The sequence below is a fragment of the Methanothrix sp. genome, assembly GCF_016706325.1.
GTDB lineage: Archaea > Halobacteriota > Methanosarcinia > Methanotrichales > Methanotrichaceae > Methanothrix.
The window spans coordinates 335917-357631 of sequence record NZ_JADJJX010000002.1 but is presented as its reverse complement, the minus strand read 5'-3'; the positions used below and the strand labels follow the sequence as shown (position 1 = coordinate 357631).

Sequence of the window (21715 nt, the reverse complement as noted above, 5' to 3'; positions counted from 1 at the left end):
GCTCATCAGCCCAGACAAGGGCTCACACGAGGCGAACGGAAAGCCAGATAAAAGATAATCTTCTCCACTGAGACCTTAGAGCCTTACTCCAGCCGGAATGGGATACCGTGCCGGGGCCAGTGATCCATTGGCCTGCGGTTGAGTTCAGGTCTCATCCGGACAAGCTCCTGGTGGATCATCTCGGACGGGTAGGGCGATTGAGCAGAGGTATGATCAGAGAGAGGGCCCTCAATTTGGGGCATCAGGAGAAGGAGATCTTGGAGGATGTGGCATATCTCATGGGCGTGACCCACGACCTGGGAAAAGCCACTCGCTTTTTTCAGGAATATATACAAGAGGAGGATGAGAGAAAAAAGAGATCCATGCGATCCAAGGAGACCACCCGTCATGGCCTCTTATCGGCATTTTTTACATATGCAATAATAAAAGAATATCTGAATCAATTAATAGCTGAATCTGAGTTAAAGGCAGGATCAGAGACAGGATCAAAGACTGAATCAGAGACAGGATCAAAGGCTGTATCGAGCATTCAGTTGAAGAGAGATGGAGGGATGACAGATTACCTGCCGGTCCTCTCTTTCCTTGCAGTGAGAAGACATCACGGGAACCTCATCAATGCTATGGATGAGGTGAAAGAGGTGGATTCTGAAGGAGAGAGGATTATAAGGGTAGCAGAAGAGCAGATCAGATCGATGGATAATGATAAAGCTGAGTTGAATGAGATTCTCAGGCGGCTCATCTCCGATGAGGGGATGCATTTAAAAAATTTTAAAATAGATTTGGAAAGTATAACATCTTATATTTTAAAAGGCGCTATCAGGGATATCGGCAGAAAGGGAGAAGCGGCTTATAAGGAGACTGGGAGATAAGACGGATCTGCAGCTTTATTTTGTGTTTCAGTTTCTCTATTCCGTCCTTTTAGATGCAGATAAGACTGATGCTGGTCTAGGCGAAGCAGATCCAGATTCAGATCGCTTAGAGCTTCCAGAAGATCTAGTGGACAGGTACAGAGAGAGCAGGGGATTTATCTCCAATATGAATGGCATCAATCCTCTGCGGAATCAGATATATGAGGATGCTATGGCTGGGGTTAGGGGTTGGGACCTGGAGGACAGGGGTGCTCTCCTTGAATGTTCCAACAGGGACTGGCAAGACATTGACCTCTCTTTCCTTTGCCCTTAAGCTCAGAGGGAGGCTGAATGAAGAGAAGGGATACACTCCCAGGATAATCTATGCTCTGCCATTTTTGAGCATAATAGATCAGAACTACAGCGTCTTTGAAGATGTGCTGGCTCGGGGAGGATATCAAGAGGATTCCAGGCTCCTTCTCAAGCATCATCATCTGGCGGAGGTCAGCTATAAGAGAGCAGATAATGAGGAGTATAAGAGCGATGAAAGCTTATTGCTTCTGGAAGGCTGGAATGCAGAGATAATAGTCACCACTTTCTGGCAGTATTTCTACACCCTCTTCTCCAATAAGAACAAGCTGATCAGAAAATTCAATAAGCTCGCTAACTCCATAATCATCCTGGATGAGGTGCAGGCGGTCCCTCATCAATACTGGCAGCTGATTCATGATGCCATAACTGTTCTCTGTGAAAAATTCAATAGCTATGTCATCTTTGTCACTGCAACTGAGCCGCTCATCTTCGATGAGGCGGGCGGGGAGATAAAGGAGATTGTGCAGAAAAAGAATGAGTACTTCCAGGGGCTGGACAGGATTGAACTGATTCTCAGGATTGATAGGTCTTTGAATCTTGATGAGTTCAAGGCTCTGGTCGGAGAGGAGCTGATCGCCCATCCTGATAAGGATTTCCTGATTGTTCTGAATACGATATCCTCGGCCAGTGAGGTTTACAGATCTGTGCAAGGGCTGCAGCTTGAGGATACAGAGACCTTTTACTTATCTACAAATGTAGTTCCAAAGGAGAGGATACAGAGAATAAAGGATATAAAGGATACAAAGGATAAAAAGGATATAAAGGATACAAAGGATATAAAGGATACAAAGGATATAAAGGATACAAAGGATATAAAGGATACAAAGGATATAAAGGATACAAAGGATATAAAGGATACAAAGGATATAAAGGATACAAAGGATATAAAGGATACAAAGGATATAAAGAGATCTTCAGGGAGAGGGGCAGTTGACGGCCTTTCAAGGAGAAGAAAGGTCATCGTAAGCACTCAGCTCATTGAAGCGAGCGTGGATATTGATGCCGATTTCGTCTATCGGGATTTCGCCCCCATGGACTCTATTAATCAGGTAGCAGGAAGGTGCAACAGAAACTCTGGATCTCATAAGGGGACGGTTTCAGTCTTCATATTAAGGGATGATAGAAGAGAATTCCATAAATACATCTATGATCCTTTTTTAATAGACAAGACTCTTGATATCTTAAAGCAGGTAAGCGACCCAATTAGAGAATCAGAGTTCCTGGATCTGAATAATAGATATTTCAAAGCAGTAAAGAAGGGTATGGGTGATGGCAAGTCGCAAGAGAACCTCTCATGTCTCTCCCAGCTTGCCTTCAAGGATTTGAGCAAGAGATTTAAATTGATCGAGGAGGATTATCCAAGGGTGGATGTATTTATTGAGGTTGATGATCTGGCGGAAGACATTTGGAGAAGATATCTGGATATGAGAATGGAAAAGAATCTCAAAGAAAGAATCGACAAGAAGCTGAGGATTAAGAAGGAATTCAGTGAATATGTGATATCAGTTCCAGAGAAATTTGCCCGCTCTCTTGTCTATGAAGATTCGGAGATCGGATATATATCTAAAGCAGAGCTTCCCTACTACTATGATATGGAAACGGGCTTCAAACGGGAGGGGGCAGGGGAAGGTTCCATGATAATATGAGCCCCTGGCAAAAAGGAAGGCAATAAGATGAGACTGAAGATCTTACGTCTGACTCTTCACTCCGACACCCCCATGCGCGGGGATGGGGCAAAGCTGCGCGGGTTTTTCGCCACCAGCTTCAATGAATATCCCTCATTGCATCAGCATATCACAGATAAGCTGATTTATCGCTATCCTCTGATCCAATACAAGATGCTCAATGGCTCTCCTTTAGTGCTGGGGATCAATGAAGGGGCGGAGGTGCTGAAAGAGATATATAATAAATTCAAAGAGATAAAATTGGGAGATCGCTGCTACTGCATTATGGAGAGGGGGGTGACTGTAAAGAGCGAGGAGTTCGGCTGCACAGAAGAGATTCTCAGCTACAGGTTTGCAACTCCATGGATAGCCCTCAGCCAGGAGAACTATGTCAGGTATAAGGAAGCGTCAGAGGAGGAGAAGAGGGATTTGTTGAGGAGGATCCTGGTGGGCAATATCCTCTCAGCGTCCAAAGGCCTGGGGTATGTGGCAAAGGAGCATATCAGGCTTGACCTGGGGATGATGAAGGATGAGATCTGTATGCTCAAGGGAACTAAGGTCACAGGCTTTCGAGGAGAGTTCACAACCTGTTTTGCTATTCCTGATCACATGGGGCTGGGAAGGGCGGGCTCCGGGGGTTTTGTCCTGCTTGAGGCTTAAATAGATATATGCAACATGTAACCTCTTTTACGGGCCGAGTATATTAAGGGGCTCCCTGGCCGGAACGAATTTATAAGGCATCTGATAAATTACATTCATGCCAGAAGGGGGCTGAAAAAGGAGGGTTTAAAGGGGTCAAATGAGGAAAAGGACGAAAAAAAGCTGCTCATCAAGAGCAAGTTCCACGAAAACAAGGATTGAAACTCTACGTTTGAAACGCCGCCATCCATATAGACATCACATCAAGAGCAAGTTCCACGAAAACAAGGATTGAAACCAATATTTGCAGACGCTGCCTGGTTCCGGAGTCCATCCATCAAGAGCAAGTTCCACGAAAACAAGGATTGAAACGAGAAATCTGCTTTCGGTATTTTGGGGTATGCCCAAACATCAAGAGCAAGTTCCACGAAAACAAGGATTGAAACTAATTCCTATTCCTGCACGAGAAGTAATATCTTGCCATCAAGAGCAAGTTCCACGAAAACAAGGATTGAAACTCTACGTTTGAAACGCCGCCATCCATATAGACATCACATCAAGAGCAAGTTCCACGAAAACAAGGATTGAAACCAATATTTGCAGACGCTGCCTGGTTCCGGAGTCCATCCATCAAGAGCAAGTTCCACGAAAACAAGGATTGAAACGAGAAATCTGCTTTCGGTATTTTGGGGTATGCCCAAACATCAAGAGCAAGTTCCACGAAAACAAGGATTGAAACTAATTCCTATTCCTGCACGAGAAGTAATATCTTGCCATCAAGAGCAAGTTCCACGAAAACAAGGATTGAAACCTGAAGCTCTCGATTCTGGAAATGATAGCGTGAATGTCATCAAGAGCAAGTTCCACGAAAACAAGGATTGAAACAAATGATCTGAGATTTGCCATGCCTCGGAGGCAAAGCATCAAGAGCAAGTTCCACGAAAACAAGGATTGAAACTATGAAGATCGGGGACTTCAGCGTAGAGATGTTCCCCATCAAGAGCAAGTTCCACGAAAACAAGGATTGAAACTATGAAGATCGGGGACTTCAGCGTAGAGATGTTCCCCATCAAGAGCAAGTTCCACGAAAACAAGGATTGAAACGTCAGATGCAAGAGCCAATGCAGAAAATTGTCGTCAACATCAAGAGCAAGTTCCACGAAAACAAGGATTGAAACTTCGATCCTAAGATTCTCTAGATCGCCTTCCTCTATACATCAAGAGCAAGTTCCACGAAAACAAGGATTGAAACCAATTTGGTGTGTAAATGGTGTAAACATGTCAAATCATCAAGAGCAAGTTCCACGAAAACAAGGATTGAAACACAACGAACCCAGTTGCTGTCAGGGATCCATTGACCATCAAGAGCAAGTTCCACGAAAACAAGGATTGAAACTATGGAATATTATATTAATGAAGATTTAATGAAAATCATCAAGAGCAAGTTCCACGAAAACAAGGATTGAAACATCGTTCCGGAGCGTGCGCTGTCTCGGAGCTTCTCGCATCAAGAGCAAGTTCCACGAAAACAAGGATTGAAACCATAGAGGTCGCTGTTGGCGATCTGTGCGGCCACCCATCAAGAGCAAGTTCCACGAAAACAAGGATTGAAACATCCTAGCAATATTGTATGTAGCTGTATTTTATATACATCAAGAGCAAGTTCCACGAAAACAAGGATTGAAACACAGCCAGTTGGCACAAGGCGGCCCCAGTTCCACGCATCAAGAGCAAGTTCCACGAAAACAAGGATTGAAACCAGACCCGTATCGGTCATCAGTGCTGCCCGTTTTTCCATCAAGAGCAAGTTCCACGAAAACAAGGATTGAAACATCCCCGCCCACTCTTCTGCGGTCAGTTGCCCGTCTCATCAAGAGCAAGTTCCACGAAAACAAGGATTGAAACTACATTCTGGCAGCATTTGGTATACTAGCTATATCACCTGAGCATCAAGAGCAAGTTCCACGAAAACAAGGATTGAAACATCATATACAGATATTTGTCACCAGCCAATACCTTCCCATCAAGAGCAAGTTCCACGAAAACAAGGATTGAAACTCAGATTCACGAAAAGGGTGGATTGGCTGGTGATCAACATCAAGAGCAAGTTCCACGAAAACAAGGATTGAAACAATGACCCTCTCCCTCCCCCGGTTGGCCTGCAAACGCTCATCAAGAGCAAGTTCCACGAAAACAAGGATTGAAACCCGCTGCGTCCAGGGCCGTAAAATATAAACGCCTTTCATCAAGAGCAAGTTCCACGAAAACAAGGATTGAAACTCACTCCTCCTGTGGTAGAGCATACCCAACAATAACCATCAAGAGCAAGTTCCACGAAAACAAGGATTGAAACAATTCTTCAACCTCTGCTTCTTCCAACCCAAGAAAGCATCAAGAGCAAGTTCCACGAAAACAAGGATTGAAACTCCATTTCACCATAAATTTCGAATTCCGTCCGCCCATCATCAAGAGCAAGCTCCACGAAGACAAAGATTGAAACCGCTGGTATGACAATAAGGACAGGTAACAAACCCACATCAAAAGCAAGTTCCACGAAAACAGAGATTAAAACTAGTATGTACGCATATATTGATGTATGAAACCGGAACATCAAGAGCAAGTTCCCCGAAGACAAAGATCGAAACATCTTTCCAGATTCCTTTTTCATTTTGATCACCACCTATCAATCATCAAGAGCAAATTCCACGAAAACAAGGATTGAAACATCTATGTGGATAATGAAATTCATGTATTTTCCCGCATCAAGAGCAAGTTCCACGAAAACAAGGATTGAAACTCGGATGTCGTAAGTCAGTATGGAAGCAGTATAGGCATCAAGAGCAAGTTCCACGAAAACAAGGATTGAAACGTAACAAAGATAAAACATATAGCTCCTGGGCGCTCAACATCAAGAGCAAGTTCCACGAAAACAAGGATTGAAACCACGATAAATTGCACCCTACCAGTCCAACGGCTAGCATCAAGAGCAAGTTCCACGAAAACAAGGATTGAAACTACTACGGCATATCAGCACCATCAGGTATAAATTCACATCAAGAGCAAGTTCCACGAAAACAAGGATTGAAACTTCACGTATCCAGCGTTCTCTAACCGCGTGTCACCGTCATCAAGAGCAAGTTCCACGAAAACAAGGATTGAAACTTCACGTATCCAGCGTTCTCTAACCGCGTGTCACCGTCATCAAGAGCAAGTTCCACGAAAACAAGGATTGAAACCACGATAAATTGCACCCTACCAGTCCAACGGCTAGCATCAAGAGCAAGTTCCACGAAAACAAGGATTGAAACTTCACGTATCCAGCGTTCTCTAACCGCGTGTCACCGTCATCAAGAGCAAGTTCCACGAAAACAAGGATTGAAACTTCAGTAAAAGACCCTCAATCGGAACGGACAATAGCACATCAAGAGCAAGTTCCACGAAAACAAGGATTGAAACTCTCTTTTCTGGAGATTGTGGTGTTGGCCTTGTGGCATCAAGAGCAAGTTCCACGAAAACAAGGATTGAAACCTCCATTCTCCTTCGCGATTTCGATGATATTATCCATCAAGAGCAAGTTCCACGAAAACAAGGATTGAAACAGCAGCCCCTTTCAAATCGAATCCGGAATAAACCGGCAAGATATTTAAAAAAATGAAAAATGAAAAAATAGAGGGGCCACTTCATCTCCGCCCGAAGGCAGGTCATGGTCTGATATCAGTGGCCCTTCATACCTGGGTTGCTTCATACCTGGGGTTGAATGTAGTTACATATTTTTCACTATATTCTTTAATGCCACAGAGAGCTTCGATTTGACATAATAGCTCTCTTCATCCTGGAGCGATTGAATGAGCGCATCTGCTGCCTTTGGGCCGCCAATCCTCCCTAATGCCTCTGCTGAACTCACTCTGACGAATGGATCAGAATCATACATGAGATGATCAATCAATGCATCAGAGGCTTTGGAGCTGCCAATCATTCCCAGGGCAATAGCAGCATTGGATCTGACGAACCAGTATTCATCATCCAGTGCTGAAATCAATGCATCAGTGCTTCGATTATCTCGAATATCGCCCAGGGCTTTTGCAGAGCTGGCTCGAATATTGCTCTCATCATCTGTGAGCGATTGAATAAGGACATCCACCGCCCTGATATCACCTAAAGCCCCCAGTGCAGAGGCTGCAGCAGCTCTCTTCTCAGGATTTTCATCGATGTCACTCAATACATCTATCAACGGGTACAATGCCGGCTCACCCATGAATGCCAGAGCCCCTGCAATCATATCATCATTGCATGTTGAACTGCCAAGCAACTCAATCATTGGTTCTATTGCTCTGGTATCATTGATGAATGCTAAAGAGATCGGTGCAATGCATAGAGGAGAGGATTCATTCGTCAGCCCTTGAATGAGGGGATCGACCGCCTTTGGGTCTTTAATCCAGCCCAGAGCCATGGCGCAAGCAGATCGCATATCATCATCCTCATCCTGCAGGCCATTTATGAGCGGATCGACAGCTCTTGGATCTCTTATCCATCCCAAGGCCATAGCCGAAGAGATACAGATGGCATTATTCTCATCACCAAGGCTTTTTATGAGTGGATCTACTGCCCTTGGATCCTTAATCCAGCCCAAAGCCATGGCACAGGCAATTCGCATATCATCATCCTCATCCTGCAGGCCATTTATGAGAGGATCAACAGCCGCAGGATCTCTCATCCATCCCAAGGATATAGCTGAGAGAGTTCGGACAGCAACACTCTCATCTTCAAGGCTCTTTATGAGAGAATCCACAGCCGCTGGATCTCTTTTCCAGCCGAGAGAAAGAGCTGCCAGAATCCTTGTATCCTCATCTCCGCCCGATAGAGACTCGGCCAGAAGCTCCAATGCCCTGGGATTATCCATCTCCACTATGTTCATCCAGATGAAGGCAGAAGCCTTGAAATCCACATCATCTGAATTGAACCCCCGGGCCATTAGATCAAGGCCAGCATCACCCCTATCTGCAATTGATGCAAATGCCAGGAGCTTTGTCGCGGTATTGGAATTATTCATGTTTGATAATATTTTACTATCATATTGATTTGTCGAAGAGCATACATTTATGCATGCAAATAGAATAAAAATTGCAGTCAGTGCAGTTACCATTCTCATAAAGATCCCTCATCACATAATGTAACTTCAATGTTGATATATCTTTTTACACTCTTCCCCCGTTATTCTCAAAGCGAACACCCCGTTGGCCGGCGGGGGGAATCCTGACCACAGGAAATAGATTTAACCTCATCCCGCGAAGATAACCCTTGAATGAAGCCAATAGATCAGGTCAGGGAGACTGCAGAGAGGATCAGCAGCATGGAGATCAGAGGAGCAGGGCGGATAGCCACCGCCGCTGCAGCCTCTCTAAAGGAGTATGCTCTCTCCGTCCAGGCGGAGAGCCTCGATGACCTCAACCAGAAGGCCGCCCAGGCTGCAGACCTGCTCCTCAAGACCAGGCCTACAGCCGTCTCCCTCTCCAATGCCATCAGAATGGTGATGAAGTATGAGGCAGAGGAGATCGATGACGCCCGGCAGGCCATAGCCAGCAATGCCGACCGCTTCATTGAGAACTCCCGGAGGGCTGTGGAAAAGATCGGCCAGATCGGCAGCCGTAGGATCAGAGATGGGGATACCATTCTCACCCATTGCAACTCAAATGCTGCCATCTCTGTGATCAGCGCTGCCCACAGATCGGGGAAGAATATCCAGGTGATCGCCACAGAGTCCCGCCCCCGGTTTCAGGGAATCACCACCATCGGCATGCTCGACCAGATGGGCATAGAGACGGAGCTGATTGTGGACTCGGCAGTGAGAACAGTCATGAACGATGTGGACCTGGTGGTGGTGGGGGCGGATGTGATCACTGCCAACGGCACCCTGGTCAACAAGATCGGCACCGCCCAGATCGCCCTCTGCGCCCGTGAGGCCAGAACAAGCTTCATGGTGGCCGCCGAGACCTATAAGTTCAGCCCAATGACCATCCTGGGAGAGCTGGTCACCATCGAGGAGAGAGAGGCGACGGAGGTGCTGGCCGACATCTCCAGGTACCGCCACGTCCGGGTGCGCAATCCAGCCTTCGATGTCACCCCTCATCAGTATATCGACCTGATCTGCACCGAGGCAGGAGCAATCCCGCCGGAGATGAGCTATCTGATCATCCGGGAGCGGCTGGGCTGGGATATGGAAGAGGAGAGCATCTGAGAGGAGAGAGTCTGGGAAGGGAAGATGTGAGAAGAGAGAATCTGAGAATGGGGGATCTGAGAATAAAGCTGAACAGAATACCTTTTTCTTCAATCTTCGATCTTCAATCTCCGATCTTCGATCTTCAATCTATGAGGCCTTCAGCTCTTCATTCTCTCGTGCCTCTCTCAGAGCCAGCAGCCTTCCATTGCGTGCCCTCTGATGGCCTGGATCCAATCTGATGGCGGCTTCAAAGCACTCCAATGCTTGAGCATGCCGGCCCAGTTGGCGCAAGGCCTCGCCTTTATTGCATAAAGCCTCGCAATCCTCAGGATCGATCTCTATTGCCCGGTTGAAATCCTCCAATGCCTCATCATATCTGCCCAGCATACTGAGTGCCGCACCTCGATTGTTCCAGGCCTCAGCGTTCTCCGGCTGGAGGGCCAGCGACCGGTCAATGCAGATCAATGCCTCATCATAGCGGCCCATCTTGCCCAGGACTGCTCCCCGGTTGTTCCAGATCCTCGGCTTCTCGGCATCTATTTGAATCGCTTTATCGTAGCTCTCTATGGACTCTTTAAACCTCTCCATCTTCTCCAAGACCACCCCCCGGTTGTACCAGGCTCTGATGTATTTTGGATCCCTTTTCAGGATGGTATCGAATATCTCCAGGGCCTCTTGGTGACTATGATTCCGATAATGAACTACGCCGATGTTGTTGTGAGCATCCAGGTATTGATCATCGATCTCGATCGCTCGTTCAAATGACTCCACCGCCCTGTCCAACATCCCCTGGCGGCAGAGGGCAAGGCCTCTGCTGTTCCATGACTCCTTATCCTCCGGATCCATCTCCAAAGCCCTCTCATATGCCTCTGCAGACTCGGCAAACAATCCCTGCCGGTATAAGTCGTCCCCCAGAGCGGTCCATTCCCGGGCAGTGGGGGAGGCCTTATGAGCTTCTTTCATCATCTTCTCTCCAAGAGAACGCCGCCAGATCCATAAAAGCCCAATTGGCATCTTTGACGGAAATAATTTCTGCACCCTCCAACTTCTGTTTTTATCTCAATGGGAGAGAAAGAGAGGGCAGCCGGTGGTGCAGTGAACCTTCGATAGCAGACATATTGAGCGCATCAATAAGGATTTGAAGGGCGGAAGCAGACCTGAGGAACATTCCCGAGCGAACAATCCCTGATGAGATCAGCAGGACATATCATGATGAAAATAAATGAAGGGTGGTTAACAGTGAAAAGTATTCAACGATGAACTTAGAGTAATGATAGCAGGATTCAGGATAGCTACAAGATTACAGCAATCTCGGGACACTAACTCCGAATATATATCAATTCCTTCAATACATTTAAAAATTTTTAATAGAATAGTTTTAAATTAGATGAAGTCCAAGCGAACCAGTAATAATTGGGCATTATTGAATAATCTGACATATAATGCCCTAAAACTGAGAGTGGAGATTTGCATGCAAAGCTGAAGATAGCTTCTGCAGGCCCAATACTCTGAAAAAAAGCAAGAGCAGGAGTCAGAAACTATGGCAGATATACTAAGCAATTCGACCCGTTATGCTGCCGATCTTGAACTCAACTATCTCTTCAGAAACACTGGGATCAGCAACTCTGGGAATAGCAACTCAGAGATCGATAACTCAGGGATCATTACTGCATACAATGCCCCTTGCCACGCCCCTATCACGCCTCCTGCGGTATTCCATATTTCAGGTCATGCCTGCTGCACTGTTTTTAAGAATTTTGATGCAAATGAGGTTAAAATATGAGATCGATCTTCATGAAATTGATATTAACGGCCTTGATCGCCGCAATGATTGTTCCTCAGGCGCTGTCTGCCGACGGCGGACCAGCCCCGACTGTAGGCCAGCTATATCCAGTGGACTGGCTGGAAGGAGCATATGTCACCCCCATCGACCGGGCTTCATTGATGGACCCTGGTATTGCAGGCATGGTTCGCTGGCTGGATGCTCCAGCTCCATCTTACCCCCGTTATGACGTAAACCCGACTGTATTCAGAGAGATGATAGCACCATCGGCATTCGCTCCTTATGAAGAGTACTATTCAAGGCAGGCCATGCCAGCGGATAGCGAGATAATCAGCAATCCGGCCAAATTCGATATAGCCCGCTCGCCACCCTCCTATCTGCACTATGGAAGCGGCCAGGGGCTGGCTTATTCTCAGTATCTATTGATCACCTCTCCTCAGGCCAATGACCTTTGGATCCGGGGAGCACAGAACTGGACCCAGTATCTGGTAAGCCCGGTGGGTGTCGCTCTGGAGCTGGTGGGCAACGTTCCCTCAGGGGGGGTTGGCGAATTCTTTGAGATCATCTCCAATGGAACAAGCATCCAAAATTCCAGGTTCTATCAGTTCCAGCCGGGATACAACAGCATGAAATACCGCCCTGATGAGGTGGGCAGGCATATGCTCTATTTTGTGGTCAACAACCAGCCAAGCAATGTCATAGTGATCGATGCCTTTGTTCAGGCCCCGATATCTCAGCCGTCCGCCTATCCTGCAGCAACAGGGCAATCTGGACAGTATATCCCGGCAGCACCAGCAGCACGCCCCTCAGCCACACCCTCAGCAGGCAATACACCAGTATCGATCCTCTATCCGGCCAAAACCGCCTTCCAGGTCTATGTGGATGGAGCGCTGGTGGGCATTGGATATGACGGCATATACAACCTCAGCCTCGAAGGAGGCAAGAGTCACGTGATAAGCGTCTGGGATGGCTTTTGGATGTTTGAGAACAGCATATACTTCGAGGCGGGAGTGCCCAAAGAGATCTATGTGGAGGCGGTGTAGGGTATAGGCAAGGGCGGCTCTGCAGACGTAGAGCATGCCGGGCCGTAGAGCATTCCGGGCAGCTCACCTCATCCGGGAATGATCGGAAAAGGAATGACCGGAAAAGGAATGATCGGAAAAGGCTTGATGGGACATCGGCCAGCTCTCCCAATGGCCGGTGTCGCCGACTCATGCTCTTTTGAAGATGGAAGGAATCATCCTTTCTAAATTAGAGTCAGATCCTGACTTACCTTTTTACCCTGATTCCCCTGCTCTCCAGGTAGTCCTTTACCTGGCCCACAGTATACTCGCCCCGGTGGAACATCCCCGCAGCCAGTGCTGAATCGGCCCTGGCCACAGTGAAGGCCTCCAGGATATGCTGCGGTGTGGAGGCCCCACCGCTGGCTATGACCGGGATGGCCACAGCCTCGCAGATGGCCTTGGTCAGGGGCAGATCGTATCCAATATTCGTCCCGTCCCGGTCCATGCTGGTGAGCAGGATCTCCCCCGCGCCCAGCTCCTCCATCCTCCGGCACCATTCGATGGCATCTATCCCCACAGCCTCTCTGCCGCCATAGATCACCAGCTCAAACCAGGCTCTGGTGCCGTCTTCCATCTGGTGAACGTTGACATCTGACAGGATATTCGTGTTCCGGCGAGCATCCACAGCCACAGTTATTCTCTCTGATCCAAAAACAGCCGAAGCCTCCTTCACAAAATCGGGGTTCTTGACTGCAGCGGTATTGATTCCTATCTTATCTGCTCCCGCCTCCAGGATCTGCTCGATCCCATCCAGAGAGGAGATGCCCCCTCCTACAGCAAAGGGGATATCGATTGCATCTGCCACCCTGCGAGCCACATCCACCATGGTCTTTCTGCCCTCGTGAGAGGCAGTGATGTCCAGGAAGATCAGCTCATCAGCCCCTTGATCCTGATAACGCCGGGCAAGCTCCACTGGATCGCCCTGCCTTTTCAGATCAACGAACTTCTCACCCTTGACCACCGATGGCCGGCCATCCACCACCTTGACGTCCAGGCAGGGGACGATCTTAGCATAACTATCTCCCTTATTATCGAATATGACGGACTCCTCCTGTGGACCTATTTCGATATACTCTTATCTTTCATCCATTGAGATCTTCTCTTATACCCCTCTTATACCCAGCCGCGGGTCTTCATGGCCTCTACCACCCTGGCTACGGCCACAGTGTAGGCTGCCTGACGCATGTTGATATTATATTGCTTGGAGGCGGCCAGGACACCCTGATAGGCCATGGTCATCCTCTCGTCCAGCCTCTGGTAGACCTCTTCGAAGGACCAGCAGTAGCGCATGATGTTCTGCACCATCTCGAAGTAGGATACAGTGACACCGCCTGCATTGGCCAGGAAGTCGGGAATGACATGTATCTTATTCTGGAAGAGGATCTCATCTGCCTCCGGGGTGGTGGGGCCATTGGCCAGCTCCAAGACGATCTTGGCCTTGATCTTTCCAGCGTTCTCCCTGGTGATGACGTTCTCCAAAGCGGCTGCGATGAGAATGTCCACATTCAGCTCCAAGAGCTCTTCATTGCTGATCTTCTTGGCATCGGGTATATTGGCCACCGAGGAGGTTCCCGCTTTTACGCTCGACGCCTCTGCTGGCTCTATCCCGGCGGGATTGAAGGCCCCTCCTTTGGAGTCGCTCAACGCCACCACCTTGCTCCCGAGAAGCTCCTTGGCCAGGCTATGAGCATAGCTGCCGGCATTGCCGTATCCCTGAATGGCTATAGTGGCCCGGGATAGATCGATTTTGAACTCCTTTGCCGCCTCCCTCAGAGCATACATCCCTCCCCTGGCGGTGGCATCGCTTCTGCCACAGGAGCCTCCAACGCATAGCGGCTTGCCGGTGATACAGCCGAAGCTGTTCGAGCCGGTCAATTTTGAGTACTCATCCATCATCCAGGCCATCATCTGGGGGGTGGTGTAGACATCAGGAGCAGGAATGTCCTTCTCCGGCCCGATGCTCTGCCAGATCATATCGACATAGCCCCGGCAGAGCCTCTCCTGCTCTCCTAAAGATAGCTCTTTGGGATTGCACACCACTCCGCCCTTGCCACCGCCCAGGGGCAGGCCGAGAAGGGAGGTCTTCCAGGTCATCCAGGCGGCCAGAGCCCTTACGGTATCTATGGTCTCATCCGGATGGTATCTTATGCCGCCCTTGCAGGGGCCCAGAGCATCATTATACTGAACTCTGAAGCCCTGGAAGATCCTTATGCTGCCATCATCCATACGCACGGGAATCGATACATGAAACTCTCGCTGGGGGTGACGGAGGAATTCATGCACTCCATGATCGAGCTTCAGGATCTTTGCACAATCGTCAAGCTGTCTTTGAGCTATCTCAAAAGAATTCGATTTGGACATTATATTGCATCTCCATTCAGCAGCTACCCAAATCTTCATTTATGAGCTGGTGGTGGATGATCTCCATCGTTGTCTATTTAATCCTTGTGAGTTAAATTAATATACAATTACGAGGGACGGAGGCGAATTGTCGACCTATTTGAAGATTTTCAGTAAATAAATCTCAGAAAATAAATTAAAAATTGATTTGCAAGTCAGGCCCCCGAAAAGCTTCAAGGATATGAAAATTATGATGAAACGAATTTTCATATTAAAAAAGGAATTAATGGAGCTCTCCGTTCATGCACCCGGCCAGAAGGCTGCTTCGCAGGAAGGTATTTTCCGCCGGACGGACTGAAATTATGAATGGTCATGAATAGACGGCAAATCAGATATTAATAGCGCAAATGAGATATTAATAGAACAGTATACCACACTGTATCATTGCTGCGCAAGATTTATCCGCTGCTCTGGAGATGAAGCCGATGAGGTTGATGATCAGAGATGAGATATATAGAGCTTTCAAAGGCCCCTTGCAACCAGACCCTGGAGATTCATTCCATCAAAGGCGAGTACGGCTGGCAGAGGAGGTTTGACTCCCTGGGAATAAGAAGAGGCAGTCGCGTGCGCAAGATAACCTGCCATCCCTTTGGCGGGCCGGTGGTGATCGAGCTTAACGGTTCGAAGATCTCTCTGGGGCGGGGAATAGCAGCAAAAATTGAGGTTGAGGTGCTCTCATCTCCTCAGGTCAAGAAAAAGATCTGAAAGCCTCATCCTTCGATCGAGCAGTATTCGATCCGGCGATCTTCGATCGAACCGCCTTCGATCGAACAATCCTCGATTGGTCAATCTTCGATCGAACAATCCTCGATCGGACAATAATCGATCCTGGATATTTATGTTGATATGAGCTGCTTGAGCCTCTGGATGCTCTCCATGGCCTGGGCGGACTCATGCAGCTTCTCTTCCTCGAAGTGCTTTATGACCTCTTCAATGCCCGCCTTCAATGAATAGACCTTCATCGGTCTTCCCTTGCCCTCGCGCTTGATCTCCTTCTCCTCTATCCAGTTGTTGTCGCGCAGGGTTCTCATGGCAATGCTCACCTCAGGCTGCCGAAGATCGGAGCCCATCTCAATCTCCCTTGAGGAGGCCTCATCCACATTGGCCAGGAATGTGATAAGAGTTGCTACATTGCGTGGCACTCCCAGGGAGCGGAGCGTCTCCACAAATTCCATATCCTTATCATCCAGGATCTTTACAGTCGACTCTCTCATAATCGTCACCATATTTTTCTTGCCACTAATACTTAATGATATAAATAATTTGTTTTGAAAGGCTTGCTCTTTTAATCTTTCTAATTTAGACTAATACTTTAGATAATAAGTCAAAAAGCAATTGACATTTTCATTTTGTTGGTTTTTAAAGATGAGATCATCCATATTAAGAATTTATAATTATGAAAATTTTTAGATGGGGCCATTAGATCCCTTGAATTGAGGCCTTTTTTTGCCATTTTTGCGAAAGGAACTGCTGAATAGAGTTAAATAATTAATTTAGGGAGAATAATTTAGTATGAACATGTAAATTTTTTTATATCTAAAATTTATTCATCCCGATATGGATATATGCCCTGAGGGCCTGTAGATCTCTATGATAGCCATCGAGATTGGCAGAAGGGATCTGGATGAGCTGACAAAGACCAAGGTTAAAAACCTCCCGGGAGCACTATTTTCTGGGGCCAGCCCCCTCCTCAAGCCCTTTATGAATAAGCTGGAGGCCCTCCTGCCCCCAGAGAACAGGGGGCGGGGGAATAGCTATGTTCTCTGTGCCCTTCACTCCCATATCGATGAGGTGCATGCCGACGAGGGGCAGATCGTTGTCAGAAGCGGCGAAAAAAGTGGTCTGGATCCGTCGCGAAGAGCTGGCCGAGCTGATGGATGAGCGATATCCTACCACTGGCCATCAGCGTCTCAACCTTCCCGGTCTGCTCTTTTTGCAGAGCGGCCCGGCACTGCAGGCCGCCAGTGCTATGATCCTCCGCCGGGAGCACAGGCTGCGCATCCCCGATGGCCGCCGGACAATGCGCTACATCTTCCATATGGGTGTGGCAAGGCTCGATGCAGATAAGGAGAGGATAAGGATCGGCTTTGACCTGGAGAGGCTGCCAAAGAGGGCAGACGGCAGCTCCACCCTGGAGTAGGCCGAAGCCAAATTCATCCCTAAAAGCCAGATCTTCGATCTTTGAAGGATTGCTGAGTCTATGTTATCAGGTGGCGCAGCTCCCAGAGGAGCTTGGGATTCAAACGGAATAGCACCCGCAGGAGACCGGGCAGGTCCATCTTGGACATGTCCTCCTTTGCCAGAGAGCCGATCAGCATATTGAGATCCTTGTCGGTCAGCTTAACAAAGAACTCCTTGAACTCCAGGCTTCTGGCCAGATGCTTGCCCATGCTCTCCCGCCAGCGCTCCTCATACTCCTTCAGCCCCTCCTTTCTCACATTGCCGGCGGCGATGGCTTTTGCTGCCACCTCCCCTGCGATGACCCCTGCCTGCATGGCATTGAGGATCCCTCCTCCGGTCAGCGGATCTGTCTGCCGGGCAGCATCTCCCACCAGCATCACCCCATCAGCAGTGGTCGACTCGATGGGGCCGGAGCAGGGATCTCCGCCCACCACCATCTCCACGATCTTGCCATTGGGAAAGTGGGTCTTGGTGAACTCCTGCAGCAGGCGGACTGCTTCGCCAGGTTTGCACCTGCTTCCCAGCACGCCCAGGCCGATATTGGCCAGCCCCTCCCCCTTGGGAAATGACCAGGCGTACCCTGATGGAGCAATGCTGTTTCCCAGATAGAACCTGGTGTAGTCCTTGTCCACACCGGGATCTGAGATCAGGAACTGGGCGCAGGACTCTATGTCCTTGAGGTTGAGGGTGGTGTCAATCCCCGCCCAGCGGCCCACCTTGGACTCCACGCCGTCTGCACCGATGATGATCGGGGCCTCGATCTGCAAAGGCTCTCCCACCTGCAGGGCATTGACCCCATAAGGAACGCCATCCCTCATCAGCAGGCCGGTGGCGCGGGTCTTGACCATCACCCGTGCTCCGGCGCGGGCGGCATTCATGGCCAGGCCCCGGTCGAAGACCTTCCTCTCCAGAACATAGCCCACCTCGCTGCCGCTCCTGTCCTCGGACATGACTATATGGCTTCCATCCGGAGAGAAGATCTTAGCCCCCTTCACCTCAGCAGCAATCCATCCCGGCTCGGGCTTGACCATCTTGCACAGAGACCTCTTGCCCACCCCCTCAGCGCAGCGCACCGGATCGCCGATCTCCTGCCGTTTCTCCAGCAGGACCACATTAAGGCCGGCATCTGCCGCCGTCTTCGCAGCCATGGAGCCGCCCGGGCCCGCCCCCACTACAATCACATCGCACTTCATGCCTCGACCTCCAGCGCTCCCACCGGGCATATCTTGGTGCAGATGCCGCACTCTTTGCAGTCTGCGGAAATCTCCAGCCAGGTCTCCACCAGCTCCAGGGCGCATGTCGGGCATACACTGACGCAGGCACCACAGTAGCAGCACTTGTATCTGTTGATGGTAAGCAATAGATCACATCCGATTAATATTTTATCTCAAAATCATTATAGCCTTTGGCCTCGATCTCAGAGAGCTCCATTCCCAGGACTGCAGAGCCGGAAGGCCCGGTCTTCATAGCTCGGAGCAGCTCTCCTACCTGATGCCTCTCCCCCTCCAGCACCGCCTCCACCCCTCCGCCAGGGATATTTCGCACCCAGCCGTTGACTCCCAGGGATTTGGCCCGGTCGCGGGTATAGGCGCGGTAATAGACCCCCTGCACCCGGCCTGAGACTCTGACATGCACCGCCATCATCTATTTTGCCCCGGTCACCAGGTCTTCCAAAGCCAGACGCTGATCTTTGGCCTTTATGATCCCCGATGCTAAAAGGACGCCCTCCGATCCCAGATCCAGGGCGATCTTCAGATCCTCTCCGTGGGTTATTCCCGCGCCGCACAGGACTCCCACCTGAGGGGCGATCCTCTTGACTGCGCTGACTGAATCGCTGATCACACTGGGATTGGCCTTGGATACAGGAATGCCGCTTCCTATCAGCTCTGGGGGTTCCACTGCCACATAATCGGGTTCAAGGGCTGCTGCCGCCCGGGTGGTGGCCACATTGTTGGTGCAGATGATGCTCTTGAGGCCAAAGTCGCGGCAAGCAGAGAGGGAGGCCTCCATATCCGCCAGCTTGAGCCTTCTCTCAGAGTGGTTTATGAGCGCTCCACTGGCCCCTGCAGCCTTCAGGGAGGCAGCAGTTATGTGGCCGGTGTATCCTCCGTAGCCGACGCCGTCCACATGCTGGGCGTAGACCGGGATTCTGACCCCCTGGGATAGGGCACGAATGTCTGCCGCCTGCGGTGCCACTATCATCTGCACAGAATAGTCCTGAGAGATATCCTCGCAGATCTCTGCCAGGCGCAGGGCCTCCCGGCCGGTTGACTCACGGTAGGTCTTGAAGTTGAGCACAATCTTGGTCATATTCTTCCTCGCACCCATCGGTGCGATCTCAGTGAACATATATATTTTGCCTGCACTCTTCACTCATGTTGCGATAATGCTCGTCATAAATCTGAATGGCGGCGCACTCCCCGCAGCTCTTCATCATTATCTTGCCGCAGGAGATGAAGGCAATCAGAGGCAGCATTCCCTGCTCATCTCTATGGATCAGGTGATAGAGCAACCCCTCGGGCTGGGAGTAGTCAAGGATCACCGGCTCAATATCCTTGTGCTCGAGGATGAATTCGTTCAATATCGGCTGGCAGCGCTGGCAGATGGCGCAGTCCTTTCTGCCGATGAAAAGCAGCACCGTTCCCTCTCTTCTGGCGATCTCCTCCGTTAGGGCGAAAGCCGGGCCATAAGACCTCTGCAAGAATGAGGAGACTATATCCGAGGCCTCATCCTCGCAGAGAAGGTATTTTGCCGCCAGCTCTCTTTTCATCGCCTCTTCTCTGCTGGCAAGAGACTCCTGCGCCAGGGATATGAGATCTGCGGAAGGGGCAAGGTCGTTCATCTTCTCGGCTCTATGATCCTTCCAGGAGATGAATTTTTCTTCTTGCACCGGCCTGCTCTCTCCTGTGAACCGATATTGTTATATTCAAATGAGAGGTGAGAGATCATCATGGACTCATGGATGAAGGATAAGGTCAGGTATTCTGAGAAAGACAAAGAGAAGCTGGAGAAGGGTTCAGGTTGCGTCAAGGCCTGGACGCTGCTGGCCAACTGGGTCTACAGGGTCATATCCTGGTAGCACTCTGCCTCTTAGTGGTTTGATCGAGAGTTAACTATTTTTTTCTCATAATTAGCAGCTTTTCATCCGGCTTGATGTCCGCCTCCCGGCATGACTGGAGGTAGGAATCCTGCAGGGACCCGGCCAGGGGGGCAAAGGCATCGGGATGCTCTTGGTAGAAGGGTGCGATGTGCTGCAATCCCTCGGCAAAGATCCCGGTTGCCTTCTCGTGCTGCTCAAGGGAGCTCAATACACTGCCAAATGCACCAAGGCTTTTGGCCAGGCCGGGCAGGAAGGCGGCGGGGTTGGGCTGGGCGAGCTTGCGACGGATATCAACGGCCTCTTGGGCGAAAGCGAGCGCATCCTCCCGCCGGCCCAGATCAGAGAGGGATGCGCCAAGGTTGTTGAGGCTTCCAGCCAGGTCAGGCAGGAAGGCGGCGGGGTTGGAACGGGCGAGCTGGCGATGGATATCAACGGACTCCTGGACGGGAGCGAGCGCATCCTCCCGCCGGCCCAGCGCGGAGAGGAATGCGCCAAGGTTGTTGAGGCTTGTGGCCAGGTGGGGCAGGAAGGCGGCGGGGTTGGAATGAGCGAGCCTGCGAAGGATTTCAGTGGCCTCCTGGGCGGGAGCAAGCGCATCCTCCCACCGGCCCAGATCAGAGAGGGATGCGCCAAGGTTGTTGAGGCTTGTGGCCAGGTCGGGCAGGAAGGCAGCGAGGTTGGATTGAGCGAACTTGCGACGGATTTCAACGGCCTCCTGGGTGGGAGCGAGCGCCTCCTCCAGTCGGCCCAGCGCGGAGAGACGGTTGCCAAGGCTGTTGAGGCTCCGGGCCAGGTCGGGCAGGAAGGCAGCGGGGTTGGACTGGGCGAGCTTGCGACGGATATCAACGGCCTCCTGGGTGAGAGCGAGCGCATCCTTCCGCCGGCCCAGCGCGGAGAGGAATGTGCCAAGGTTGTTGAGGCTCGTGGCCAGGTCAGGCAGGAAGGCGGAGGGGTTGGACTGAGCGAGCTTGCGAAGGGATATCAACGGCCTCCCTGGGTGAGAGCGAGCGCATCCTCCCGCCGGCCCAGTGCGGAGAGGAATATGCCAAGGTTGTTGAGGCTTGTGGCCAGGTCGGGCAGGAAGGCGGCAGGGTTGGACTGAGCGAGCTTGCGAAGGATTTCAACGGCCTGCTGGGCGGGAGCGAGCGCCTCCTCCCGCCGGCCCAGCGCGGAGAAGCGGTGCGCCAAGGTTGTTGAGGCTTGTGGCCAGGTCGGGCAGGAAGGCGGAGGGGTTGGACTGGGCGAGATGGCGATGGATATCAACGGCCTCCTGGGCGGAGGCCATCGCCTCCTTTTGCCGGCCCAGCGCGGAGAGGCGGTTGCCAAGGTTGTTGAGGCTTGTGGCCAGGTCGGGCAGGAAGGCAGCAGGGTTGGAACGGGCGAGCTTGCGATGGATTTCAACGGCCTCCTGAGCAGAGGCCAGCGCATCCTCCCGCCGGCCCAGGGC

General features: G+C 50.3%; 23 protein-coding genes, 1 pseudogene and 1 CRISPR repeat array. Of the genes and pseudogenes, 11 read left to right on the top strand and 13 right to left on the bottom strand.

Features of this window, described 5'->3' with window-relative positions:
* Positions 1–209 precede the first annotated feature (209 nt).
* The 4 genes and pseudogenes from IPI63_RS11435 (at position 210) to IPI63_RS11420 (ending at position 3544) form a co-directional block, all read left to right on the top strand.
* On the top strand, positions 210–869 hold the full coding sequence (locus IPI63_RS11435) for a CRISPR-associated endonuclease Cas3'' (RefSeq protein ID WP_292478660.1): 660 nt from the start codon (positions 210–212) through the stop codon (positions 867–869).
* A gap of 170 nt (positions 870–1039) precedes the next feature.
* Positions 1040–1579: pseudogene (locus tag IPI63_RS11430) on the top strand (DEAD/DEAH box helicase); the annotation flags it as partial.
* 171 nt (positions 1580–1750) lie between these two features.
* On the top strand, positions 1751–2866 hold the full coding sequence (locus IPI63_RS11425) for a hypothetical protein (RefSeq protein ID WP_292478663.1): 1116 nt from the start codon (positions 1751–1753) through the stop codon (positions 2864–2866).
* Positions 2867–2893: 27 nt separating this feature from the next.
* Entirely contained in the window at positions 2894–3544 is a 651-nt protein-coding gene (locus IPI63_RS11420; protein ID WP_292478517.1) for a CRISPR-associated endonuclease Cas6, read from the top strand.
* 167 nt (positions 3545–3711) lie between these two features.
* Positions 3712–7122: a CRISPR direct-repeat array (repeat unit 37 nt; unit sequence CATCAAGAGCAAGTTCCACGAAAACAAGGATTGAAAC).
* 164 nt (positions 7123–7286) lie between these two features.
* Here IPI63_RS11420 and IPI63_RS11415 read toward each other — a convergent pair.
* Positions 7287–8573, bottom strand: a complete 1287-nt coding sequence (locus tag IPI63_RS11415) for a HEAT repeat domain-containing protein (RefSeq protein WP_292478516.1) — start codon at positions 8571–8573, stop codon at positions 7287–7289.
* Positions 8574–8825: 252 nt separating this feature from the next.
* On the opposite strand from IPI63_RS11415, the gene IPI63_RS11410 reads away from it, so the two are divergent.
* The gene (locus tag IPI63_RS11410) at positions 8826–9758 is read left to right on the top strand and encodes a ribose 1,5-bisphosphate isomerase (protein ID WP_292478514.1); all 933 of its coding nucleotides are present in this window, start codon (positions 8826–8828) and stop codon (positions 9756–9758) included.
* 129 nt (positions 9759–9887) lie between these two features.
* Here IPI63_RS11410 and IPI63_RS11405 read toward each other — a convergent pair whose 3' ends face one another.
* The gene (locus IPI63_RS11405) at positions 9888–10706 is read right to left on the bottom strand and encodes a tetratricopeptide repeat protein (protein ID WP_292478513.1); all 819 of its coding nucleotides are present in this window, start codon (positions 10704–10706) and stop codon (positions 9888–9890) included.
* A gap of 574 nt (positions 10707–11280) precedes the next feature.
* Between IPI63_RS11405 and IPI63_RS11395 the strand changes: the two genes are divergently transcribed.
* Complete coding sequence (locus IPI63_RS11395; protein WP_292478511.1) at positions 11281–11523, top strand: hypothetical protein; 243 nt, start codon at positions 11281–11283, stop codon at positions 11521–11523.
* 11 nt (positions 11524–11534) lie between these two features.
* Positions 11535–12566, top strand: coding sequence for a hypothetical protein (locus tag IPI63_RS11390; protein ID WP_292478509.1), 1032 nt, complete (start codon positions 11535–11537; stop codon positions 12564–12566).
* A gap of 226 nt (positions 12567–12792) precedes the next feature.
* On the opposite strand, the gene hisF is transcribed toward IPI63_RS11390, so the two are convergent.
* Positions 12793–13626, bottom strand: a complete 834-nt coding sequence (gene hisF, locus IPI63_RS11385; protein WP_366851065.1) for an imidazole glycerol phosphate synthase subunit HisF — start codon at positions 13624–13626, stop codon at positions 12793–12795.
* 74 nt (positions 13627–13700) lie between these two features.
* The gene (locus IPI63_RS11380) at positions 13701–14948 is read right to left on the bottom strand and encodes a Glu/Leu/Phe/Val dehydrogenase (RefSeq protein WP_214065916.1); all 1248 of its coding nucleotides are present in this window, start codon (positions 14946–14948) and stop codon (positions 13701–13703) included.
* A 483-nt stretch (positions 14949–15431) separates the two neighbouring features.
* On the opposite strand from IPI63_RS11380, the gene IPI63_RS11375 reads away from it, so the two are divergent.
* Positions 15432–15692, top strand: coding sequence for a FeoA family protein (locus IPI63_RS11375; protein ID WP_292478507.1), 261 nt, complete (start codon positions 15432–15434; stop codon positions 15690–15692).
* A 131-nt stretch (positions 15693–15823) separates the two neighbouring features.
* Here IPI63_RS11375 and IPI63_RS11370 read toward each other — a convergent pair whose 3' ends face one another.
* Positions 15824–16201, bottom strand: coding sequence for a hypothetical protein (locus IPI63_RS11370; RefSeq protein WP_013720576.1), 378 nt, complete (start codon positions 16199–16201; stop codon positions 15824–15826).
* A 376-nt stretch (positions 16202–16577) separates the two neighbouring features.
* Between IPI63_RS11370 and IPI63_RS11365 the strand changes: the two genes are divergently transcribed.
* Entirely contained in the window at positions 16578–16868 is a 291-nt protein-coding gene (locus IPI63_RS11365; protein ID WP_292478505.1) for a hypothetical protein, read from the top strand.
* Entirely contained in the window at positions 16804–17127 is a 324-nt protein-coding gene (locus IPI63_RS11360) for a hypothetical protein (RefSeq protein ID WP_292478503.1), read from the top strand. Before IPI63_RS11365 ends, IPI63_RS11360 begins: the two co-directional genes overlap by 65 nt.
* Positions 17128–17185: 58 nt before the next feature.
* Here the strand turns inward: IPI63_RS11360 and IPI63_RS11355 are convergent, their stop codons facing one another.
* The 5 genes from IPI63_RS11355 to IPI63_RS11335 are packed head-to-tail and all read right to left on the bottom strand — an operon-like array spanning position 17186 to position 20058.
* The gene (locus IPI63_RS11355; RefSeq protein WP_292478502.1) at positions 17186–18361 is read right to left on the bottom strand and encodes an NAD(P)/FAD-dependent oxidoreductase; all 1176 of its coding nucleotides are present in this window, start codon (positions 18359–18361) and stop codon (positions 17186–17188) included.
* Positions 18358–18528: a 4Fe-4S binding protein gene (locus tag IPI63_RS11350; protein WP_214065912.1), complete on the bottom strand. Its 171-nt coding sequence runs from the start codon at positions 18526–18528 to the stop codon at positions 18358–18360. Before IPI63_RS11350 ends, IPI63_RS11355 begins: the two co-directional genes overlap by 4 nt.
* A gap of 14 nt (positions 18529–18542) precedes the next feature.
* Positions 18543–18809 carry an acylphosphatase gene (locus tag IPI63_RS11345; protein ID WP_214065917.1) on the bottom strand — a complete coding sequence of 89 codons (267 nt, stop codon included), beginning with the start codon at positions 18807–18809 and terminating at the stop codon, positions 18543–18545.
* A 3-nt stretch (positions 18810–18812) separates the two neighbouring features.
* The gene (gene tpiA / locus IPI63_RS11340) at positions 18813–19478 is read right to left on the bottom strand and encodes a triose-phosphate isomerase (protein ID WP_366851063.1); all 666 of its coding nucleotides are present in this window, start codon (positions 19476–19478) and stop codon (positions 18813–18815) included.
* 28 nt (positions 19479–19506) lie between these two features.
* A complete protein-coding gene (locus IPI63_RS11335) occupies positions 19507–20058 on the bottom strand; it encodes a hypothetical protein (protein ID WP_292478497.1) in 552 nt (183 codons plus the stop codon).
* Positions 20059–20118: 60 nt separating this feature from the next.
* On the opposite strand from IPI63_RS11335, the gene IPI63_RS11330 reads away from it, so the two are divergent.
* Positions 20119–20247, top strand: coding sequence for a hypothetical protein (locus tag IPI63_RS11330; protein WP_292478495.1), 129 nt, complete (start codon positions 20119–20121; stop codon positions 20245–20247).
* 34 nt (positions 20248–20281) lie between these two features.
* On the opposite strand, the gene IPI63_RS11325 is transcribed toward IPI63_RS11330, so the two are convergent.
* The 3 genes from IPI63_RS11325 to IPI63_RS11320 are packed head-to-tail and all read right to left on the bottom strand — an operon-like array spanning position 20282 to position 21712.
* On the bottom strand, positions 20282–21253 hold the full coding sequence (locus IPI63_RS11325) for a tetratricopeptide repeat protein (RefSeq protein ID WP_292478493.1): 972 nt from the start codon (positions 21251–21253) through the stop codon (positions 20282–20284).
* Complete coding sequence (locus IPI63_RS13035; RefSeq protein ID WP_366851021.1) at positions 21250–21456, bottom strand: tetratricopeptide repeat protein; 207 nt, start codon at positions 21454–21456, stop codon at positions 21250–21252. The genes IPI63_RS11325 and IPI63_RS13035 overlap by 4 nt, the downstream gene beginning before the upstream one ends.
* Positions 21389–21712 (bottom strand): tetratricopeptide repeat protein, encoded by a 324-nt coding sequence (locus tag IPI63_RS11320; RefSeq protein WP_366851062.1) that lies wholly within the window; start codon positions 21710–21712, stop codon positions 21389–21391. Before IPI63_RS11320 ends, IPI63_RS13035 begins: the two co-directional genes overlap by 68 nt.
* Positions 21713–21715: the final 3 nt, after the last annotated feature.

Excerpts from the sequence above, each read along its gene's own strand:
- IPI63_RS11410 (WP_292478514.1), top strand. The coding sequence starts at position 8,826 with ATGAAGCCAATAGATCAGGTCAGGGAGACTGCAGAGAGGATCAGCAGC.
- IPI63_RS11365 (WP_292478505.1), top strand. The coding sequence starts at position 16,578 with ATGATAGCCATCGAGATTGGCAGAAGGGATCTGGATGAGCTGACAAAG.
- IPI63_RS11330 (WP_292478495.1), top strand. The coding sequence starts at position 20,119 with ATGGACTCATGGATGAAGGATAAGGTCAGGTATTCTGAGAAAGACAAA.
- IPI63_RS11370 (WP_013720576.1), bottom strand. The coding sequence starts at position 16,201 with ATGAGAGAGTCGACTGTAAAGATCCTGGATGATAAGGATATGGAATTT.
- IPI63_RS11435 (WP_292478660.1), top strand. The coding sequence starts at position 210 with ATGATCAGAGAGAGGGCCCTCAATTTGGGGCATCAGGAGAAGGAGATC.
- IPI63_RS11355 (WP_292478502.1), bottom strand. The coding sequence starts at position 18,361 with ATGAAGTGCGATGTGATTGTAGTGGGGGCGGGCCCGGGCGGCTCCATG.
- IPI63_RS11380 (WP_214065916.1), bottom strand. The coding sequence starts at position 14,948 with ATGTCCAAATCGAATTCTTTTGAGATAGCTCAAAGACAGCTTGACGAT.
- IPI63_RS11375 (WP_292478507.1), top strand. The coding sequence starts at position 15,432 with ATGAGATATATAGAGCTTTCAAAGGCCCCTTGCAACCAGACCCTGGAG.
- IPI63_RS11395 (WP_292478511.1), top strand. The coding sequence starts at position 11,281 with ATGGCAGATATACTAAGCAATTCGACCCGTTATGCTGCCGATCTTGAA.
- IPI63_RS11415 (WP_292478516.1), bottom strand. The coding sequence starts at position 8,573 with ATGAATAATTCCAATACCGCGACAAAGCTCCTGGCATTTGCATCAATT.
- IPI63_RS11405 (WP_292478513.1), bottom strand. The coding sequence starts at position 10,706 with ATGATGAAAGAAGCTCATAAGGCCTCCCCCACTGCCCGGGAATGGACC.
- IPI63_RS11390 (WP_292478509.1), top strand. The coding sequence starts at position 11,535 with ATGAAATTGATATTAACGGCCTTGATCGCCGCAATGATTGTTCCTCAG.
- tpiA (WP_366851063.1), bottom strand. The coding sequence starts at position 19,478 with ATGACCAAGATTGTGCTCAACTTCAAGACCTACCGTGAGTCAACCGGC.
- IPI63_RS11420 (WP_292478517.1), top strand. The coding sequence starts at position 2,894 with ATGAGACTGAAGATCTTACGTCTGACTCTTCACTCCGACACCCCCATG.
- IPI63_RS11345 (WP_214065917.1), bottom strand. The coding sequence starts at position 18,809 with ATGGCGGTGCATGTCAGAGTCTCAGGCCGGGTGCAGGGGGTCTATTAC.